This window comes from Arthrobacter sp. zg-Y820 (genome assembly GCF_030142155.1).
Taxonomy (GTDB): Bacteria; Actinomycetota; Actinomycetes; order Actinomycetales; family Micrococcaceae; genus Arthrobacter_B.
Window position 1 is genome coordinate 1,509,223 of the sequence record NZ_CP126247.1, and the last position, 20,101, is coordinate 1,529,323.

The window sequence follows — 20,101 nt, forward strand, 5'->3', positions numbered from 1 at the left end:
CCTGGTGCCCTCGAACCGCCCGGCCTCGCCGGGAAGCCGGGATGAGCCGGTCCCCGTCAGCGCTGTTCCGCAGCGCGGCCGTGTCTACAGCGGCGGCTATGTGCAGTCCATTACCGTGGTTCCGGCAACGGATCCGCCGCGTTTCACCGCCATGGTGGAGGACGTGGACGCGGTATACCGCGACCCGATGTCCCGCAAGGTACAGCCGAAGGTCCGGCTGGTGTGGGTTGGCCAGCGCCGCGTTCCCGGAGTTGTTGCCGGCACCCGGCTCGCCTTCGAGGGCATGGTCAGCACGGTGGACAGCTACCCCACCATCTTTAATCCACGCTACGAAATTATCGGACGTCCGGAGAACGAGACATGACTGATCGAACCGGCAGCGAACTGCCCGACAGCCCGCAGGAGCCGTCCTTCGGCGACGTTGCCGGCGCCTACGCGGCCAAGGCCGGGGTGGAACGCGGCGATGACGGGCAAATCGATGTCCTCAAGTCGGTCGGCGGAGTCCGCGGCCTGGCCGAGGCCATCGTCCCCGGGCTCCTGTTCACGCTGATCTTTACGCTCACATCCGGGCTGTATGTCTCATTGGGGGCGGCCGTGGCCTCGGCTGCCGTGTTCTCAGTGGCCAACCTGGTCCAGAAGCGCCCGTTGATGCAGTCCCTCACCGGAGTGATCGGCGTCGTGATCTGTGCCGTTGTGGCGCTGCGCAGCGGAAGCGGGACCGAGTTCTTCCTTCCCGGCTTCTTCCTCAACGCCGGCTACATCCTGGCGTTCATCGTGTCCATCGCCGTCCGCTGGCCCGTGGCCGGACTCCTGTTCGGCTTCATCCGGGGCGAGAACCTGGAATGGCACGCCGACCGCAAGCGGATCCGCGCCTATGCACTGGCGACGTGGATCATCATTGCCGTGTTCGCGCTTCGGCTGGCCGTGCAGCTGCCGCTCTACCTGGCCGACAACGTGGCCGCGCTGGGCACGATGCGCCTGGCCATGGGCGTGCCGCTGTATGCGCTGGGCCTGTGGCTGGCGTGGATGGTTTCGCGCCCGCTGACGCCCCGGGACGTTTCGGAGCGCCAGCCCGGCTAACTCAGTGCGGCCAACTCAGGCCGGCCAACTCAGGTCCGGCTAGCCGGGCCCGTCGGGGAGCAGCACCGCACGCAGCTGGTCCTCGGCCGCAATCGTGCAGATGAAGAACAGCTCATCCCCGGCTTCGATCACGTCATCGTTGCTCGGAGTGATCGGGGCATCGTCGCGCAGAATCGCCGTGACCGTGGTGTCCATCGGCCAGTCGATCGAACCGAGCGTCTTGCCGGTAAGCGGTGAATCCGCCGGAACCGTGAACTCCACCATGGAAGCCACTCCGCTCTGCAGTGTCAGCAGCCGCACCAGGTCGCCCACTTCCACTGCCTCCTCCACCAGTGCGGTCATCAGGCGCGGAGTGTTCACGGCGACGTCGACGCCCCAGGAATCATCGAACATCCAGTCGTTCTTGGGGTTGTTCACCCGGCCCACCGTGCGGGCCACGCCGAATTCGCTCTTCGCCAGCAGCGACACCACCAGATTGACCTTGTCGTCACCGGTGGCGGAGACCATGACGTCGGCCTCGTCCAGATTGGCGTCCTTCAGAGTGGTCAGCTCGCACGCGTCACCGATGAGCCACTGGGCATCCACCAGCCCGCTTCGCGCCATCACCTCGGGCTTCTCATCGATGAGAAGGACCTGGTGGCGGTGCGAGAGGAGTTCCTTGGCAATCGAGGACCCGACGCTGCCGGCTCCGGCAATGACGACTTTCACTGGTTCTCCTTATAAGGCGGTACGGAGAGGATGCGGCTGATTTCGCTGGTGCGCTCCACGTTCATCATCGCGTGCAGCACGTCGCCCTGCTGGTAGCTGGTGTCGGGACGGGGGAGCGTTCCCTCGCCGAAGCGGGTGACATAGGCAATGCGGACCCCGGCTGCCTGTTCGATTCCGCTCAGCGTGGTGCCGAGCCAGCCCTCGTGCAGTGACAACTCGCCCAGGATCAGGCGGCCGGAGGACTCCCGGAAATCACCGTTGATGCTCTGCTCCGGCAGGATGCGCCGCAGCACCTGGTCCGCGCTCCACCGGACGGCGGCGACGGTGGGGATGCCAAGCCGCTGGTAGATCTCGGCGCGGCCGGGGTCGTAGATCCGGGCCACCACGTGCGGCACATGGAAGGTCTCGCGGGCGACGCGGGTGGCAAGAATGTTGGAATTATCACCCGAGGAAACGGCCGCAAAGGCGTACGCCTCCTTGATCCCCGCCTCAGTCAGGGTGGTGCGGTCAAAGCCGACGCCGGTGACCCTCCGGCCCGTGAAGGTGCTGCGCAGACGCCGGAAGGCCCTTTCATCCTGGTCAATGACGGCCACCGTGTGCCCGGCATTGTCCAGCGTGTGGGCCAGTGACACGCCAACGCGTCCACACCCCATGATGACGTAGTGGGCCACCTGCTACCTCGGTTCCTGATGATCGATAACGAAAAAAGCCAAAGCGCCAGCATAGACCCGCAGGCCCCGCGAATATGCACCGGCGCCGGGGCATGATGTGATGGTCTTTTAGGCTCCATCAGGAAGTATCCGGCACTATGACGACCGACACCACTCCATCCGAGATTGAACTCACCATCGGCGCCCCCGCCCACGGCGGCCATTTCGTGGCCCGCCACGAAGGACGCGTGGTCTTTGTCCGCCATGCCCTCCCCGGGGAGCGCGTCCGGGTCCGTCTGACCGACGCGGCCGACGGCGCCAGCTTCTGGCGTGCCGACGTCGTCGAGGTGCTCGAAGCAGCGCCCGGCCGGGTGGAGCACTTCTGGCCCGAGGCCGATGCGCTCCGCGCCGCCTCCCGCGGACGGCTGCCGGTGGGCGGCGCCGAATTCGGCCACATCGATCTGCCGACCCAGCGCGAACTCAAGGCGCAGATCTTCACCGAGCAGCTTCGCCGGCTGGCCAAGGACGACCGCGAGGTCACCGTGGAGCCGGCGCTCGAGGAACGCGCCGACGGACTGCACTGGCGCACCCGGGCAAGCTTCTCGGTGGCTCCCGGCGGACGGCTGGCCATGCACGCCCACCGTTCCGAGGAACTCATTCCGGTACAGCGCATGCCGCTGGCCGTGGAAGCCGTCAACAACCTGCAGCTCTGGGACATCGACTTCAGCGGGGTGTCCCGGGTCGAAGTGGCCATCCCGACCACCGGCGCGCCGCTGGTGCTGCTGATTCCGGCCGCCGGCGCCCACCCCAAGGCGCTGGGCCGCATCGCCTCCGCCCTGCCCGAAGGCACTTCCATCGCCTCCTGGGACCCCGAAACCTCCACCCTGAACCGCCTGCGCGGACGCACCTGGGTGCAGGAGAGCGTCGGCGGCCACGACTACCGGGTCACCGGTGCCGGGTTCTGGCAGATCCACCGCAGCGCACCGCAAACGCTGGTCGGCGCCGTCCTGGACGGCCTGCAGATCCAGCCGGGGGAGCAGGTCGCCGACCTCTACGCCGGAGCGGGCCTCTTCACCGCACCGCTGGCCGACGCCGCCGGAGAAACCGGGCGCGTGCTGTCCGTCGAGGGTTCCCCGGCCGCGAGCCGGGATGCCCGCAAGAACCTGTTCTCCGCACCGCAGGTGGAAATCCTGCAGGGGCGCGTGGACAAGTCCCTGGCCGCCTACGAGGGCCGGCTCGACGTCGTCCTGCTTGACCCGCCGCGCGTCGGAGCCGGCAAGGACGTGGTCGGCCAGATCGATGCCGCCGCTCCCCGCGCCGTCGGCTACGTCTCCTGCGACCCGGCGTCCTTCGCCCGCGACCTGGGCTACTTCCAGGACCTGGGCTGGCAGCTCGACTCGCTGCGGGTCTTCGACCTGTACCCGCACACCCACCACATGGAATCCTTCGCGGTACTGACCCGCGCGTAAGGCGCGCAAGGGCAGGGTCTTCTGCCCGGAAGGCATATTTGGGAGGCGCCCGGCACCATGTGCCCGGCGCCTCTCGGGCATGTTCGAAGGTCACAGGGGCGTGTAACGGATACTATAAGAGCAGTTGTGCAGATCCGCGCCGTGTTGGGGAGACTTCGCCTGCTTTTTTGCGGGAAAAGTTTTCAAACGGCAGGGGGTTTTCCGGCAGCGAAAATAGTCCACCATTTTCTCAGCCGTCCCTCGTGGTGTTCCGGTTAGGGAGTCCTAACTGGCACGCCGCGGACCGCTGGACAAAGATAATACGGTGGCGAGAGGAGTCCTATTATGACTAATGTGGACAGCTTCGGATCCAAAGGCGTACTAAACGTCGGCGGAAACGAATATGAAATTTTCCGGCTGAATTCCGTCGAAGGCGCAAAGAGCCTTCCGTTCAGCCTCAAGGTCCTGCTGGAGAACCTGCTGCGCACCGAAGATGGTGCCAACATCACCGCAGACCACGTACGCGCCCTGGCGCAGTGGGATGCCAACGCAGAGCCGAGCACCGAGATCCAGTTCACCCCCGCTCGGGTGATCATGCAGGACTTCACCGGCGTTCCCTGCATTGTGGACCTGGCAACCATGCGTGAAGCAGTGGCGGAACTGGGCGGAGACCCCAAGCGGGTCAACCCCCTCGCGCCGGCCGAAATGGTCATTGACCACTCCGTCCAGATCGATGCCTTCGGTAACTCCGGCGCCCTTGAGCGCAATATGGAAATCGAATACCAGCGCAACGGCGAGCGGTACCAGTTCCTTCGCTGGGGCCAGACGGCCTTTGACGACTTCAAGGTTGTTCCCCCGGGCATGGGCATTGTCCACCAGGTCAACATCGAGTACCTGGCGCGCACCGTTATGACCCGCGAGGTGGACGGCGTCCTGCGCGCCTACCCCGACACCTGCGTCGGCACCGATTCCCACACCACCATGGTCAACGGCCTGGGCGTACTCGGCTGGGGCGTCGGCGGCATCGAAGCCGAAGCCGCCATGCTGGGCCAGCCCGTCTCCATGCTGATCCCGCGCGTCGTCGGCTTCAAGCTGACCGGCGAGATCCCGGCCGGCGCCACCGCTACCGACGTCGTGCTGACCATCACCGAAATGCTGCGCAAGCACGGTGTTGTCGGCAAGTTCGTCGAGTTCTACGGCGAAGGCGTCGGAGCCGTTCCCCTGGCCAACCGCGCCACCATCGGCAACATGAGCCCGGAATTCGGTTCCACCGCCGCCATGTTCCCGATCGACGGCGTGACGCTGGATTACCTGCGCCTGACCGGCCGCTCCGACGAGAGCGTTGCCCTCGTCGAGGCGTACGCCAAGGAACAGGGCCTCTGGCACGACCCGTCCATCGAGATCCAGTACTCCGAGTACCTCGAGCTGGACCTGTCCACGGTGGTTTCCTCCATCGCCGGACCGAAGCGCCCGCAGGACCGCGTGGAGCTGACCAACGCCAAGGAACAGTTCCGCAAGGACCTGAAGAACTACGTCAACGAAACGGTCGAAGCCGAGAGCGGCACCGTCGACGAGGCACTGGAAGAGACCTTCCCCGCCTCCGACGCCCCTTCCTTCAACGCCAATGCCACGCAGATCGAGGACAAGGAACACGATCTGGTGGAGAAGGCCGACGCTCCGGCCGAACGCTCCACAAACTCGGTTCCGGTCACCATGGCCGATGGCCGCAGCTTCGAGCTGGACCACGGCGCCGTGTCGATCGCTTCGATCACGTCCTGCACCAACACGTCCAACCCGTCGGTGATGATGGCAGCAGCAGTGCTGGCACGCAACGCCGTCGACAAGGGCCTTGCAACCCAGCCGTGGGTCAAGACCTCGATCGCTCCGGGTTCCAAGGTAGTCACCGACTACTACGAGAAGTCCGGCCTGATCCCGTACCTGGAGAAGCTCGGCTTCTTCGTCGTCGGCTACGGCTGCGCCACCTGCATTGGCAACTCCGGTCCCCTGGAAGAGGAAATCTCCACGGCGATCCAGGAAGCCGACCTCGCAGTGACCGCTGTGCTCTCCGGTAACCGCAACTTCGAAGGCCGGATCAACCCGGACGTGAAGATGAACTACCTGGCCTCCCCGCCGCTGGTAGTCGCCTACGCCCTGGCCGGCACCATGGACTTCGACTTCGATGCTGACCCGCTGGGCCAGGACGAAGCCGGCAACGACATTTTCCTCAAGGACATCTGGCCGAACCCGGTCGAGGTCCAGGAAATCATCGACGCCTCCATCAACAAGGAGATGTTCAGCAACAGCTACGACACCATCTTCGAAGGCGACGACCGCTGGAAGTCCCTGCCCACCCCCGAAGGCGCAACCTTCGAGTGGGACCTGGAGTCCACCTACGTGCGGAAGCCCCCGTACTTCGACGGCATGAAGGCACAGCCGGAGCCCGTCACGGACATCGAGGGCGCCCGCGTCCTGCTGAAGCTCGGCGATTCGGTCACCACCGACCACATCTCCCCGGCCGGTTCCTTCAAGTCCGACACCCCGGCAGGCCGCTACCTGCTGGAGCACGGCGTCGAGCGCAAGGACTTCAACTCCTACGGCTCGCGCCGAGGCAACCACGAAGTCATGATCCGCGGCACGTTCGCGAACATCCGCATCAAGAACCAGCTGCTCGACGGCGTTGAAGGCGGCTTTACCCGCGACTTCAGCCAGGCCGAGGCACCCCAGGCTGCTGTTTACGATGCATCGGTCAACTACCAGGCCGCCGGCATTCCGCTGGTTGTCCTGGCGGGCAAGGAATACGGCTCCGGTTCCTCGCGTGACTGGGCTGCCAAGGGCACCGCACTGCTGGGCGTCAAGGCCGTCGTTGCCGAGAGCTACGAGCGGATCCACCGCTCCAACCTCATCGGCATGGGCGTTCTTCCGCTGCAGTACCCGGCCGGCGTCAACGCCGAGTCCCTGGGCCTGACCGGCACCGAAACCTTCGCGGTTTCCGGTGTGACCGAACTGAACAACGGCACCACGCCCAAGACCGTCACGGTCACGGCGACACCGGAAAACGGTGAAGCCATCACGTTCGAGGCCGTCCTGCGCATCGACACCCCGGGTGAAGCCGACTACTACCGCAACGGCGGCATCCTGCAGTACGTACTGCGCCAGATCACCGCTAAGTAGTAAGCAGCACCGCCGGAGTGCCGCTGCCGCGGCCTCCGGAGAAGAGAGCCCCGGCCGCCGAGTTTCGACTCAGCGGCCGGGGCTCTTTGCCTGTTGTGGAACCGGGTGCCGCCCCGCAAGCGTTAGAGTTAAACCGTTGTGACGGTGTGCAGTGCCGTTGCCTGAAGCAGGGAGGCGCCCGTTGGGACTTCTGGAAACCATCCGTGATCCACGGGACCTGAGCCGACTCTCCACGGAGCAGCTGGAACGCTTGTCCGGAGAAATCCGGTCGTTCCTCATCAGCAATGTCGCCCAAACCGGCGGCCATCTCGGGCCAAACCTGGGCGTCGTGGAGCTGACCGTGGGAATCCATCGGGTCTTCGATTCGCCCCGGGACAGCATCGTCTTTGACACCGGCCACCAGTCCTACGTCCACAAGATCCTCACCGGCCGGCAGGACTTCTCCACTCTGCGCCAGCAGGGCGGCATGTCCGGCTATCCCTCACGCGCCGAATCGGTGCACGACATCGTGGAATCCTCCCATGCCTCGTCCTCCCTGTCCTGGGCCGACGGCATCTCCCGCGCCCGCCAGCTCACCGGCGAAGGCGACCGCTACACAGTGGTCATGGTCGGCGACGGCGCCCTCACCGGGGGCATGGCCTGGGAAGCCCTCAACAACATTGCGGCAGACCAGCGCCGCCGCGTCGTCATCGTCGTCAACGACAACGGCCGCTCCTATGCGCCGACCATCGGCGGCCTCGCCGACTACCTCGCATCCCTGCGCCCCACCCTGGACGCCGTGCGCACCCACCGCGTCTACGAAAAAACGCTCGGCTGGTCGAAGCAGCGCCTCCAGCAGGGCGGACCCGTAGGTCGGTTCACGTACCACAGCCTGCACGCCGCCAAGCGCGGCATCAAGGACTGGTGGGCCCCGCAGGGCCTCTTCGAGGACCTCGGAATGAAGTACATCGGACCCATCGACGGCCATGACATGGCGGCCGTGGAACGCGCGCTGACCAAGGCCAAGAACTACAGCGGCCCCGTGCTCGTGCATGCCATGACCGAAAAGGGCCGCGGCTACGCTCCCGCCCGGGCCCATGAGGCGGACCAGTTCCACGCCGTCGGCATCATCGATCCGGAGACCGGCAAACCGGTGGAGCCGGGCGGCAAACAGTCCTGGACGTCCGTCTTCGCCACGGAGATCGCTGACATCGCCGACGAGCGCGAGGACATCGTCGGCATCACCGGCGCCATGCTCATTCCGGTGGGACTGCACCGGTTCGCGGAAAAGCATCCGGAGCGGGTGTTCGACGTCGGCATCGCCGAACAGCATGCCCTCACCTCCGCGGCCGGAATGGCATTCGGCGGGCTGCACCCCGTCGTCGCGCTCTATGCCACCTTCCTGAACCGCGCCTTCGACCAGCTGCTGATGGACGTGGCACTGCACAAGGCCGGCGTGACGATCGTGCTGGACCGCGCCGGCGTGACCGGGCCCGACGGCGCCAGCCACCACGGCATGTGGGACATGTCGATGCTGCAGATCGTTCCGGGACTGCACCTGTCCGCACCGCGCGACGCCACCCGGCTCAAGGAAGAACTGCGCGAGGCCGTGGCCATCAGCGACGCGCCCAGCGTGGTCCGGTTCTCCAAGGGAACCGTCGGTCCCGACGTCGAGGCGCTGGAACGCACTTCCGACGGCGTGGACGTCCTGGCCAGGCGGCCCACGGATGAGAAGTCCAACGACGTCCTGATTGTCAGCGTCGGAGCCATGGCCGAAATGGCACTGCAGGTCGCCAACCGCCTGGGCGCCCAGGGCATCAGCTCCACCGTGGTGGATCCTCGCTGGGTCCTGCCCGTGCCGCGGTCGATCATCAGCATGGCCGCTGAACACCGGATCGTGATTGTCATCGAAGATGGTGTGCGTGCCGGTGGAGTGGGCTCCCGGATCCGTCAGGAGATGCGTGCGGCCGGAGTGGATACCGCGCTCAACGAAGTCGGCCTGCCCGTCGAGTTCCTGGACCACGGCACCCGCGCCGAAGTCCTCGACCGCGTGGGTCTGACGGCACGCCAGGTCGCCAACGACGTCGTCGCCCAGGTCCTGGGCACCAAGGTTCCGTTCGCCCGGCCGCTGCCCGGCCAGGACATGCCCACCGGCCAGATCCCGAAAATCCAGTAAGCACCGCGCCGGCACAGGTTCCGCCGGCGGTGCGAAGCAGCAGGGAGGCAGCACCATGGCAGAGGACCAACCAGAGGTGGCGGTCACCGGCGCCACCGGTGCGCTGGGCGGGACCGTGGCCAGGCTCCTGGCCGAAGCCGGCATCCCGCAGCGGCTCCTGGCCCGTCACACGGCCAAGCTTCCGCACCTGCCTGGAACGCCGGTGTACGCTGCCTCCTACTCCGACCGGGAACACGCGGCGCGTGCCCTGAACGGTGTCCGGACCCTGTTCATGGTCTCTGCCCATGAGAGCCTCTACCGGCGCCGGGATCACCGCACGTTCGTGGACGCCGCCGTCGAAGCCGGGGTGCGGCACATTGTCTACACCTCCTTTATGGGAGCTGCGCCGGACGCGGTTTTCACGCTGGCCCGGGATCACTGGGACACCGAGGAGTACATCAAGTCCAAGGACCTGGATTACACCTTCCTCCGGGATTGCCTTTATCAGGACGTCCTGCCCTCCTTCGTGGGGCGCGACGGCGTGCTCCGCGGCCCGGCCGGCACCGGCAGGCTGGCGGCGGTGGCCCGGGCGGACGTGGCCAGGGCTGCGGCTCGGATTTTGACGGAGCCGGACGGGCATCTGGGCAAGGTGTATACCCTGACCGGGCCGCAGGCGCTGACCTTCGAAGAGATCAGCGCGATTCTGACCCGGGTGACCGGGTCCCAAGTGACGTACTACGACGAAACCGTCAACGAGGCCCTGGAATCGCGGAGCTTGAGCGGGGTCGCGCAGTGGCAGATCGAGGCCTGGGTCAGCACATACACCGCCGTCGCCGCCGGCCGGATGGCTGAGGTCAGCCCCGACGTCGAGCGGCTGACCGGAGCCCCGCCGCAGGGGTTGGAAGACTACCTGATGCAGCGCTGAGCCCCAAGTCAGAGCCCTCGTTTGGAAACAAATGCAGTCTTCTTCGCCCCGATGCGGGCCAAGCCTGCCTAGGCTGTAAGTATGTCTGAGTCCAACCTTGACCACGTCGGCTTGTTCCTTGCTGAATGCACCCTGCGCGGCCTCGACGACACCGAGGCTGTGCCGGCTGCTGACCTGTACGGCATGTACATGATCTGGTGCGAGAACGCCGGCAGGGATCCTGCCTCCGTTCAGCATTTTTATGGCGCTGTCCGCGGTGCCGGGGTGCCGGAGGCGCGGCGGCACTCGGAACGCGTGTATGAGGGGGTCCAGCCCACAGGGCCCATCCCGATCCAGTACATTTTGGAGACGGACAAGGCGCCCGGGCCCACCAGCAATCCGTTTCCCTTCCGCAGCGCCCCGTAATCTTCCGAGAGGGCGAGTGGGGCCGGCCACATCGGAAGCGCCGATTCGGTAGCGTAGGCACCATGACTTCATACAACAGACTCGGCACATCAGGCCTGACCGTTTCCGCAGTGGGGCTGGGCTGCAACAACCTCGGACGCCCCGGCACACGCACTGAAGAGCAGGCCGGAACCGACGCCGTCGTCAATGCCGCGATCGATGCCGGCATCACCCTCTTCGACGTGGCAGACACCTACGGCGCCGTTCCAGGGCTGAGCGAACAACGGCTGGGCAAGGCCCTGGGTGCCCGGCGCGACGACGTCGTGCTGGCCACCAAATTCGGCATGGACATGAAGGGCGTCAACGGGCGCGACTTTGATGCGCGCGGCTCGCGGCGCTATATCGTTCGCGCCGCCGAGGCGTCGCTGCGCCGGCTGGGCACCGACTGGATCGACCTGTACCAGTTCCACACCCCGGACCCGCTGACCCCGATAGAGGAGACACTGGCGGCGCTGGACGATCTGGTCACCAGCGGCAAGGTGCGGTACATCGGGCACTCCAACCGGGCGGGCTGGCAAATCGCCGAGGCCGAATTCACTGCCCGGCTCGGCGGCTACACGCCGTTCATTTCGGCCCAGAACCACTACAACCTGCTGGACCGCCGCGCCGAACTGGAAGTGGTTCCTGCCGCGGAGGCCTACGGTCTGGGTCTGCTGCCGTACTTCCCGCTGGCCAACGGCCTGCTGACCGGAAAGTACAGTTCCGGTTCCGCCCCGGAAGGCAGCCGCCTGACCCACTCCCGGCAGAACCTGCTGGAAAAGGCCGATTTCGATCAGCTGGCCGAATTCGGTGCCTTCGCCAAGGACCGCGGACTGACCGAAGTGCAGGTGGCCTTCTCCTGGCTTGCCGCCCAGCCTGCCGTCTCCTCCGTCATTGCCGGCGCCACCACCGTGGAGCAGGTGCAGCAGAACGCCGAGGCTGCGTCGTGGGAGCCGTCGGAGAAGGATCTCGAGGAACTGGACCGGATCTTCCCGCGGGTTCCGAAGGTTGCTTTGTTCTAGGTTTCGCTTACCCGTCTCCTGGGCGGGGCGGAGGGGCCGGAACGGCGGCAACGAAAATCCTTGCTCGCAGAGCTCGCAGGATTATTAAAGCCGCCTAACCCGGACCCTCCGGCCCGTTCGTGACCCGGGCTGGGTGCCGCGCTAGGTTCCGGCACCCTCCGGCAACCCTGGCGACACCGTTCACGTCGGGAATTCCGCACCCGTTCCCAGTCTGCGGGGCGCATGTTGCCTGATGGCGTCACACCTGCCCCACCAGGCAACAAAGAGTGGGAACCAGCGCGCGGAACCGGCGGGGGCCTCTGATGCAGAGTGCTTTTTGAGTAGGCTGGGGCCAGCGGATGGACAGGAGCCCGAAATGGCCGAGACGACGATGAAGAGTGCCACGCTGGCTGAGGTGATGGCCGAGCTGGCCGCGTTGGAAGATCCCAAGGCACGCGCCGTCAATGAGAAGCACGGCGACGATCACGGCGTGAATCTGGGCAGGCTGCGCGCGGTCGCGAAGCGGTTGAAGACGCAGCAGGAGCTTGCCCGCGAGCTCTGGGCAACGGGTGACACTGCGGCACGGCTGCTGTCGTTGCTCATATGCCGTCCGAAGGCTTTTGAGCGGGACGTCTTGGACTCCATGTTGCGCGAGGCGCGCATCCCCAAGGTGCATGCCTGGCTGGTGAACTACGTGGTGAAAAAGAGCCCGCATGCGGAAGACCTGCGCCTGGCCTGGTTCGCGGATCCGGACCCGGTGGTTGCCAGCGCCGGGTGGGCGCTCACCAGCGAACGCGTGGCGAAGAATCCCGAGGACCTGGACCTGCGTCGCTTGCTCGACATCATTGAGGAAGAGATGCGGGACGCTCCGGATCGCCTGCAATGGGCAATGAACACCTGCCTGGCCCAGATTGGAATCGAGCATCCGGAGTTTCGAACCCGGGCCATCAGCATTGGTGAGCGGCTGGAAGTGCTCAAGGACTACCCGACGCCGCCGGGCTGCACCTCGCCGTTCGCCCCCATCTGGATCACCGAGATCGTGCGCCGAAAGCAGGCCAGCTGACTGACTGCCCGCAGCCGAACCACACCGGCCCGCCAAATAAACTTCACATGATGTTTATTTGTGTTAGCCTGATCTCATGCTTACGACATTCGCTCAGGTCCCTCAGGGATTCACCGTCCGCTCGTCCGCCGTCGCCATGACCTTCCCCGCGGGGGAGGCGCACATCAAGGCGGATGCCGCAGCCGCGGAAACGCCCCTGTACCTCTACCTCACCGGCGCCGACGCCAACGAGTACATGAGCGCAGCGATGTGGATTGATTACGCCCACCAGGGCGGCCACAAGGTCTCCGCCCTCATTCCGTATCTGCCCGGTGCCCGCCAGGACCGCGGCAACCCGTTCGGCGCACAGGTCTACGCCAACCTGATCAACGCCTTGAAGGCTGACGAAGTTGTCTGCTTCGACCCGCACTCACCGGTCATGCCGGCCCTGGTTCACAATCTGCGCATCGTCAGCCCCGAAGCCGTCATCGGCCGGGCGGTCAAGAAGGCCCTGTCCGGATACGCAGGCGTGATGTGCCCGGATGAGGGAGCCAAGTCCCGCACCGCCATCACCGCCGAGGCGCTGGGCCTGCCCCTCTTCCATGCCGCCAAGCACCGCGACTTCGCCACCGGCAAACTCTCCGGGTTCACCTGCGACGAGCTGCCTTCCGAGGGACGCTTTCTGGTCGTGGATGACATCTGCGACGGCGGCGGCACCTTCATGGGCCTGGCCGCAGCCACCGGCCTCGGCCCGGACCGCCTGGACCTGTGGGTCAGCCACGGAGTCTTCTCGGGCAACGCCGCCCAGCTCACGCAGGCCTACGGCACCGTTTACACCACCGACTCCCACCCCGGCGCAGCCAATCCTGCCGTCGGCGCCACCATCACGCCCCTGATTTCCCACCTCATCTAAGGACCCCGCCATGACCACCGCCATCGCTTCCGCGACCACCACCGCCAGTGTCACCGCCGCCCTCTTTCAGACGGATGCGTACAAGCTGGGCCACATCCACATGTACCCCGAAGGCACCACCAAAGTCCTGAGCAACTTCACCAGCCGGGGATCCCGTCTCGACGGCGTGGACCACGTGGTGCACTTCGGCCTCCAGGCGTTCCTTCAAAAGTTCTGCATCGAAGCCTTCACCCCGTTCTTCGCCGCCGACGAAGACGAAGCCTGCGCCGAATACCAGGCCGGCCTCAACGACATCCTGGGCCCGAACACCATCGGCACCGACCACATCCGGTCGCTGCACCGCCGCGGCTACCTGCCCCTGATCTTCCGCTCCGTGCCCGAAGGCACCCGGGTGCCCCTGCTGGTTCCGTCCGTGACCGTCGAGTCGACGGAGCCGGAGTTCTTTTGGCTCGTGAACTACATCGAGACCGCCCTGAGCGCCTCCATCTGGCAGCCCTCCACCGCGGCAACCATCGCCGACAAGTACCGCGGCATCCTGGATGCCGCCGCTGAAACGACCGGTACCGACCGCGGATTCGTGGACTGGCAGCTGCACGACTTCTCCTTCCGCGGGATGTCCGGCGTCGACGCCGCCGCCACCTCCGGTGCAGGCCACCTGCTCTCCTTCAAGGGCTCGGATTCCCTGGGCGCCATGGACTTCGTCCGCCGCTACTACAACTCCGCCTTCGGCACGGAGAACGGCCAGGTCCTCGGCTCCATCCCCGCCACCGAGCACGCCGTGATGTGTGCCGGCGGGCGCGACGGCGAAGAGGGCACGTTCCGCCACGTCCTCAAGGTCAACCCGACCGGCAACGTTTCGCTGGTCTCGGACGGCTACGATCTGTGGAATGTGCTGCAGAAGATCCTGCCGGCGCTGAAAGCCGAGATCATGGGCCGGGACGGCAATGTCATCATCCGCCCGGATTCCGGGGATCCCGCCGACATTGTGTGCGGCACCTCGTCCCGGCCCGGCGCCGTCGATCCCTCCCAGGCACCCTCCATGACGGAGGATCCCGCGTTCTTCGGCGTGGTGGCCCTGCTGGACGCCGAGTTCGGCTCCACGCTCAACGATGCCGGCTACAAGATCCTGAACAAGGTCCGCGTCATGTACGGGGACTCCATCACCACCGAGCGCGCAGCGGACATCACCTCCCGCCTGGAGAAGATGGGCTACGCCTCCGAGAACATCGTCCTGGGTGCCGGCTCCTACACCTACCAGTACGTCACCCGCGACACCTTCTCGTCCGCCATCAAGGTCACCTACATCGAGGTCGACGGCGAAGCCCGCAACGTCTTCAAGGACCCGATCACCGCCAAGGGGTCCAAGCGTTCAGCCACCGGACGGCTGGCAGTGACGCGGAACGAGGCCGGCGAGCTGATGCTCATCGAAAAGGCCACTCCCGAGCAGGAGGAAGCCTCACTGCTGCGGCCGGTGTGGGCCGACGGTGCCTTCATCCGCCGGCAGTCCTTCGCCGACGTCCGCCGCGTGCTCGGTAACATCGCCTCATGACCCTTCCGCAGCAACCGCTCGTTTCCATCGACACCGTTCCCTTCGTGTTCCGGAACGGTGTCCTGGAGGTGGTCCTTGCCAAACGCATCTTTGAACCGTTCCTGGGCAAGGCGGCTTTGCCCGGTGTGCTGCTCTCCCCGAACGAACGACTGGCCGAGGCCGCCGTCCGCGCGCTGGAAACCAAGGCCGGCATCGGCCAGGAATCGATCCGGAGCATCACCGGCGCAGGAGTCTTCGACAACCCCGACCGCGACCCCCGCGGGCCCACCCTCTCCATCGTGCACGCCGTCATCCTGGATCCGGAAGCACCGGCAACCGGCGGGGGAGCGGTCCCGGTGCGTGCAGCCGAGGTCAAGGATCTGCCGTTCGACCACGTCGCCATCATCGCCCGGACCGCCGGGGCAGTCCTGGATGCCCTGTGGATCGACAGGGCTTTGACCAGGGCACTGCTGGGGGACCGCTTCACCACTGCGTCGGCAGCGCGTCTGGTCCGCGAGCTCGCAGCTGCGGCCAAGCGGCCCGAACCGGTGACCAACAACCTTGGCCGGGACCTGGCCAAGAGCTCCTGGTTCATCAAGACGACGCCGGCTGCTGCCCCGTCCGGCCGCGGCCGGCCGGCAGCCGAGTGGGGCTGGTCGTAAAGGTCCTCACCGGGACTGCAACACCGGTTCCCAGTCTCTGTGACGTATGACCCCTCCTGAGGCCCCACCAGCCCCACCGGGTAACAAAGAGTGGGAACCTGTGCGCGCGCGGTCGCGCGTTGGCGACGTGTCCGAGCGGACAGATCGCATCTGGTGGCTTAACGCGAAAGCGCCGGACGGACCGGGTTAGGCGGCTTTCGGTCAGGAGGGCTTGTTGTCTTTTCCGTCAAGCCACAGGACATCGGCTTCATCCCGGTGGGAGCCTGCCGTCCCCACGTGTTTCGCATCAATGTCGGGACCCTTTTGGATAACGTGCACCAGAGCCATGCCGTGACCGCGGCCGAGACCGTAATCCGTTTTGAGCCATTCGAGAATTTCGCCGGCTTTCACTTCCGGGGCGTCAAAACCTTTGTCTTTTGCGATCTGAAGAAGCTGACGAGGCGTAAGGCCGGTTTTGTCTTCAATGGCGTCGAGGTAGGCCTGGAATGACATGGCGTGTCCTTCGTTTCTGGTTCTCCTGGCAGGAAACGTTCCGGAGGGTTTCAGCCTGACGCTAGTGAGGCATACCGAGGGGGTCAAGGCTTGTCTGGGGTGTGGCAAGGCCCGGGGATGAGCCAACCGGCGCATGCGGGGACGGACACGCAAAAGCGCCGGACGGACCGGGTTAGGCGGCTTTAATAATCCCCGCGAGCTCTGCGAGCGAGGGATTTTCGTTGCCGCCGTTCCGGTCCGCCCGGCGCGGACAAAAGGAGGGCTCCCACCGAAACCGGCGGGAGCCCTCCTTCCAACAGCCTACGAAGCAGCCGGCACCGGCTCCTTCTCGGCGTGGAACTTCTTGCCGTTCACCCGCTCGGACGCGCCGACGCGGTCCAGGTACGGCGTGATCCCGCCCAGGTGCATCGGCCAGCCGGCACCGAGGATGACGCAGAGGTCGATGTCCTCGGGCCCGGCCACAACGCCTTCGTCCAGCATCCGGCCAATTTCGTCGGCGAGGGCATCCTGCGTGCGCCGCAGGACCTGCTCCGAGGTCGACGGCGTGTTCCCGAACGACAGCAGCGCCAGGGTTTCCTCCGGAACGTACGGCTTTCCGCTCTCGTCCTTCTGCCACAGCGACTTGATGCCGGCGTCGATGATCTTCTGCGAGTTCTCCGAGAGCCAGAACCTGTCGCCGAAGGCAGCATGCAGGGATTCCTGCACATGCTGGCCCACCGGCAGGCCCACCAGCGCCAGCAGCGTGAACGGCGACATCGGCAGGCCCATGGGGCGCAGCGCGTTGTCGGCGGTGGCGGCGTCGGTGCCCTCGTCGAACACGGCGGTGATTTCACCGAACATGCGGCCCAGGATCCGGTTGACCACAAACGCGGCGTCGTCCTTGACCAGAACAGCGGTCTTCTTCAGCGCCTTGGCCAGCACAAACGCGGTGGCCAGCACGGCGTCGTCGGTCTTGGGTGCACGCACGATCTCCAGCAGCGGCATCACGGCCACCGGGTTGAAGAAGTGGAAGCCCACCACCCGCTCGGGGTGCTGCAGGTCAGCGGCCATCTCGGTCACTGACAGTGAGGACGTGTTGGTCGCCAGGATGCACTCGGGGGAAACCACTGCCTCCACCTCGGCGAAGACCTGCTTCTTGACGGAGAGTTCCTCGAAGACTGCCTCAATGACGAAGTCAGCGTCGGAGAACGCCTCCTTGGACACCGATCCCGAGACCAGCGCCTTGGTGCGGTTGGCGGCGTCGGGGGAGATGCGTCCCTTGGCCAGCAGCTTGTCCACCTCGGCGTGCACGTAGCCCACGCCCTTGTCCACGCGGGCCTGGTCGATGTCCGTCATCACCACGGGCACCTTGAGCTGGCGGGCGAAGAGCAGGGCGAGCTGGCTGGCCATCAGGCCGGCGCCCACCACGCCCACCTTGGAGACGGGCCGTGCCAGTTTCCGGTCCGGTGCGCCGGCCGGACGCTTGCCGCGCTTCTGCACCAGGTCGAGGAACGCGTACACGGTGGCGTGGAACTGCGGGGTCTGCATCAGTTCGGCCAGCGCCTCGCACTCGGCGTCACGGGACTGCTCGGCGGTCCAGTTCTTGCCGGCCTCCAGCAGGTCCAGCACCTTCGCGGGCGCGGGGGCGGCGTTGGACGTGCGGGCCTCCACCACGGCACGGCCGCGGGCGACGGAGGCGTCCCAGGCTTCGGGGCTAACCGCGGGATCGGCGGCATTGGGCCGGGTAACGGTTTCCTCGCCGGTGATCACGCGGGCGGCCCAGGCCAGGGACTGCTCCACAAAGTCGGCCGGTTCGAACATTGCGTCGGCAATGCCCAGCTTGAAGGCAGCCGGACCCGAAAGTGTCCGGTTGTTGCTCAGCGGGTTCTCGATCATGACCTTCACCGCGTTTTCGGGGCCGATCAGGCGCGGCAGCAGGTAGACGCCGCCCCAGCCCGGAACCAGGCCGATGAAGGCCTCCGGCAGCGCCAGTGCGCCGGCGCCGGTCGAGACGGTGCGGTACTGGGACTGCAGGGCAATTTCCAGTCCGCCGCCCAGCGCCACGCCGTTGATGAACGCGAAACTGGGCACGCCCAGGGTGTTCAGCTTGCCGTACACCTCGTGGCCCAGGCGGGCCATGGCCAGCCCGTCCTCATAGGAGGCCAGCTTCTGGGTGGCGGACAGGTCGGCGCCGGCCACCAGATAGTGCGGCTTGCCGGTGACGCCGACGCCGACAATCTCCCCGGCCGCGGCCCGCGCCGCCAGGGCGTCAAGCACTTCGCCCAGCTCCAGCAGTGTGTTCGGACCCAGCGTGGTCGGGCGGGAGTGGTCGACGTCGTTGTCCAGGGTGATCAGCGCAAAGGTGCCGGCGCCGCCGGGCAGCGTGATGTCCGAGACGTAGGAGTGCGTGACGACCTCGGTGGGAAACAGGCTGGCCAGCCGCTGGTAATCGCTTGCAGTCATTACTTTGTGGCCTCCGTGGACTCGGTGTCGGTGGTGTAGTCGGGGTGGTTCGGGTTTTCCCAGATGATGGTGCCGCCCATGCCCAGGCCAATGCACATGGTGGTCATGCCGTAGCGCACCGTCGGGTCTTCTTCGAACTGGCGGGCAAGCTGGTTCATCAGGCGCACGCCCGAGGAGGCCAGCGGGTGCCCGACGGCGATCGCGCCGCCGTAGCGGTTGACCCGGGGGTCGTCGTCGGCGATGCCGTAGAAGTCCAGGAAGGAGAGCACCTGGACGGCGAAGGCCTCGTTGATTTCAAACAGCCCGATGTCCTCGATGGACAGGCCGGTCTGCTTCAGGGCCTTCTCGGTGGCCGGAACCGGGCCGTAGCCCATGACCTCCGGTTCGACACCGGCGAAGGCGTAGCCGACCAGACGCATCTTCACCGGCAGGCCGAGTTCCGCGGCGGCGTCGGCGGATGCGAGCAGCGCGGTGGTGGCGCCGTCGTTCAGGCCCGAGGCGTTGCCGGCGGTGACGCGGCCGTGGGCGCGGAACGGGGTGCGCAGCTCGGCGAGGTCCTCCACCGAGGTGCCGGGACGGGGTCCTTCATCCACGGAATTCAGGGTCCAGCCCTTGCCGGGCTTTTTGGAGGCAACCGGGACCAGATCCGGCTGGATCAGATTGTTGGCGTAAGCCTTGGCGAGCTTCTCCTGGCTGGCCGCGGCGTACGCGTCGGTGCGCTCCTTGGTGATGTCCGGGAAGCGGTCGTGCAGGTTCTCGGCGGTGTTGCCCATATTCAGCGCGGCCGGGTCCACAATGCGTTCGGTGACGAAGCGCGGGTTCGGATCGGCGTCCTTGCCCATCGGGTGGTTGCCCATGTGCTCCACGCCGCCGGCGATGACGACGTCGTACGCGCCGAAGCCGATGCCCGAGGCGGTGGTGGTGACGGCCGTCAGGGCTCCGGCACACATGCGGTCAATCGCGAAGCCGGGCACTGACTGCGGCAGTCCGGCCAGCAGGGCGGCGGTGCGGCCGATGGTCAGGCCCTGGTCACCGGTCTGGGTGGTGGCGGCAATGGCCACTTCGTCAATGCGTTCCGGGGGGAGGGAGGGGTTGCGCCGCATCAGTTCGCGGATGCACTTGACCACCAGGTCGTCGGCGCGCATGCCGGCATACATGCCCTTCTCGCCGGCCTTGCCGAAGGGAGTGCGGACTCCGTCAACGAAAACAACGTCCCTGATCTGCCGTGCTCGGCTTTGTGGGCTCACGCGTACAACTCCTCTTTGAGATATGAAACGGAACACTGTCCGGACCAGATGTTACTCGTCGGTAACATAGCCTGCAAGCGTCGCATCTTTCGTTGACCCTACCGAACCGGCCCCGCGCTGCGGAGCGCGGCGCAGACGGAGTGCTCATCTGAGAGCGAAAGCAAACGCTTCCAGCGATTTAGGAATCTTTTCACGTATTATCGTCTAACTATGGATGACCCCCCTTCACATAAAC

At 66.0% G+C, this 20,101-nt stretch carries 17 protein-coding genes; 12 read left to right on the forward strand and 5 right to left on the reverse strand.

The window, feature by feature from the left end; translation table 11 throughout:
- Window positions 1–4: 4 nt before the first annotated feature.
- Window positions 5–364, forward strand: a complete 360-nt coding sequence (locus tag QNO08_RS06685) for a hypothetical protein (protein ID WP_229966910.1) — start codon at window positions 5–7, stop codon at window positions 362–364.
- Entirely contained in the window at window positions 361–1,080 is a 720-nt protein-coding gene (locus QNO08_RS06690) for a DUF3159 domain-containing protein (RefSeq protein ID WP_229966909.1), read from the forward strand. Before QNO08_RS06685 ends, QNO08_RS06690 begins: the two co-directional genes overlap by 4 nt.
- Before the next feature lie 39 nt (window positions 1,081–1,119).
- On the opposite strand, the gene QNO08_RS06695 is transcribed toward QNO08_RS06690, so the two are convergent.
- Window positions 1,120–1,788, reverse strand: a complete 669-nt coding sequence (locus QNO08_RS06695; protein WP_229966908.1) for a potassium channel family protein — start codon at window positions 1,786–1,788, stop codon at window positions 1,120–1,122.
- The gene (locus tag QNO08_RS06700) at window positions 1,785–2,459 is read right to left on the reverse strand and encodes a potassium channel family protein (protein ID WP_229966907.1); all 675 of its coding nucleotides are present in this window, start codon (window positions 2,457–2,459) and stop codon (window positions 1,785–1,787) included. Before QNO08_RS06700 ends, QNO08_RS06695 begins: the two co-directional genes overlap by 4 nt.
- Before the next feature lie 137 nt (window positions 2,460–2,596).
- On the opposite strand from QNO08_RS06700, the gene QNO08_RS06705 reads away from it, so the two are divergent.
- The 10 genes from QNO08_RS06705 to QNO08_RS06750 all read left to right on the forward strand — a co-directional run bounded on the left by QNO08_RS06705 (window position 2,597) and on the right by QNO08_RS06750 (window position 15,685).
- On the forward strand, window positions 2,597–3,907 hold the full coding sequence (locus QNO08_RS06705) for a class I SAM-dependent RNA methyltransferase (protein ID WP_229966906.1): 1,311 nt from the start codon (window positions 2,597–2,599) through the stop codon (window positions 3,905–3,907).
- 324 nt (window positions 3,908–4,231) lie between these two features.
- A complete protein-coding gene (locus tag QNO08_RS06710) occupies window positions 4,232–7,057 on the forward strand; it encodes an aconitate hydratase (protein ID WP_229966905.1) in 2,826 nt (941 codons plus the stop codon).
- A 181-nt stretch (window positions 7,058–7,238) separates the two neighbouring features.
- The gene (gene dxs, locus QNO08_RS06715; RefSeq protein ID WP_229966904.1) at window positions 7,239–9,212 is read left to right on the forward strand and encodes a 1-deoxy-D-xylulose-5-phosphate synthase; all 1,974 of its coding nucleotides are present in this window, start codon (window positions 7,239–7,241) and stop codon (window positions 9,210–9,212) included.
- A gap of 55 nt (window positions 9,213–9,267) precedes the next feature.
- On the forward strand, window positions 9,268–10,116 hold the full coding sequence (locus tag QNO08_RS06720; protein WP_229966903.1) for an SDR family oxidoreductase: 849 nt from the start codon (window positions 9,268–9,270) through the stop codon (window positions 10,114–10,116).
- Between the two features lie 81 nt (window positions 10,117–10,197).
- A complete protein-coding gene (locus QNO08_RS06725) occupies window positions 10,198–10,521 on the forward strand; it encodes a hypothetical protein (protein ID WP_229966902.1) in 324 nt (107 codons plus the stop codon).
- A gap of 62 nt (window positions 10,522–10,583) precedes the next feature.
- Window positions 10,584–11,561, forward strand: coding sequence for an aldo/keto reductase (locus QNO08_RS06730; RefSeq protein ID WP_229966901.1), 978 nt, complete (start codon window positions 10,584–10,586; stop codon window positions 11,559–11,561).
- 355 nt (window positions 11,562–11,916) lie between these two features.
- Window positions 11,917–12,603, forward strand: coding sequence for a DNA alkylation repair protein (locus QNO08_RS06735; RefSeq protein ID WP_229966900.1), 687 nt, complete (start codon window positions 11,917–11,919; stop codon window positions 12,601–12,603).
- 76 nt (window positions 12,604–12,679) lie between these two features.
- The gene (locus QNO08_RS06740; RefSeq protein ID WP_229966899.1) at window positions 12,680–13,495 is read left to right on the forward strand and encodes a ribose-phosphate diphosphokinase; all 816 of its coding nucleotides are present in this window, start codon (window positions 12,680–12,682) and stop codon (window positions 13,493–13,495) included.
- Between the two features lie 10 nt (window positions 13,496–13,505).
- Window positions 13,506–15,044: a nicotinate phosphoribosyltransferase gene (locus QNO08_RS06745; protein ID WP_229966898.1), complete on the forward strand. Its 1,539-nt coding sequence runs from the start codon at window positions 13,506–13,508 to the stop codon at window positions 15,042–15,044.
- Window positions 15,041–15,685 carry an NUDIX hydrolase gene (locus tag QNO08_RS06750; protein WP_229966897.1) on the forward strand — a complete coding sequence of 215 codons (645 nt, stop codon included), beginning with the start codon at window positions 15,041–15,043 and terminating at the stop codon, window positions 15,683–15,685. The genes QNO08_RS06745 and QNO08_RS06750 overlap by 4 nt, the downstream gene beginning before the upstream one ends.
- Window positions 15,686–15,886: 201 nt before the next feature.
- Here QNO08_RS06750 and QNO08_RS06755 read toward each other — a convergent pair whose 3' ends face one another.
- The 3 genes from QNO08_RS06755 to QNO08_RS06765 all read right to left on the reverse strand — a co-directional run bounded on the left by QNO08_RS06755 (window position 15,887) and on the right by QNO08_RS06765 (window position 19,866).
- A complete protein-coding gene (locus QNO08_RS06755; protein WP_229966896.1) occupies window positions 15,887–16,177 on the reverse strand; it encodes a DUF4287 domain-containing protein in 291 nt (96 codons plus the stop codon).
- Between the two features lie 300 nt (window positions 16,178–16,477).
- A complete protein-coding gene (locus QNO08_RS06760; RefSeq protein WP_229966895.1) occupies window positions 16,478–18,619 on the reverse strand; it encodes a 3-hydroxyacyl-CoA dehydrogenase NAD-binding domain-containing protein in 2,142 nt (713 codons plus the stop codon).
- Window positions 18,619–19,866 (reverse strand): thiolase family protein, encoded by a 1,248-nt coding sequence (locus QNO08_RS06765; protein ID WP_229966894.1) that lies wholly within the window; start codon window positions 19,864–19,866, stop codon window positions 18,619–18,621. The genes QNO08_RS06760 and QNO08_RS06765 overlap by 1 nt, the downstream gene beginning before the upstream one ends.
- Window positions 19,867–20,101 lie beyond the last annotated feature (235 nt).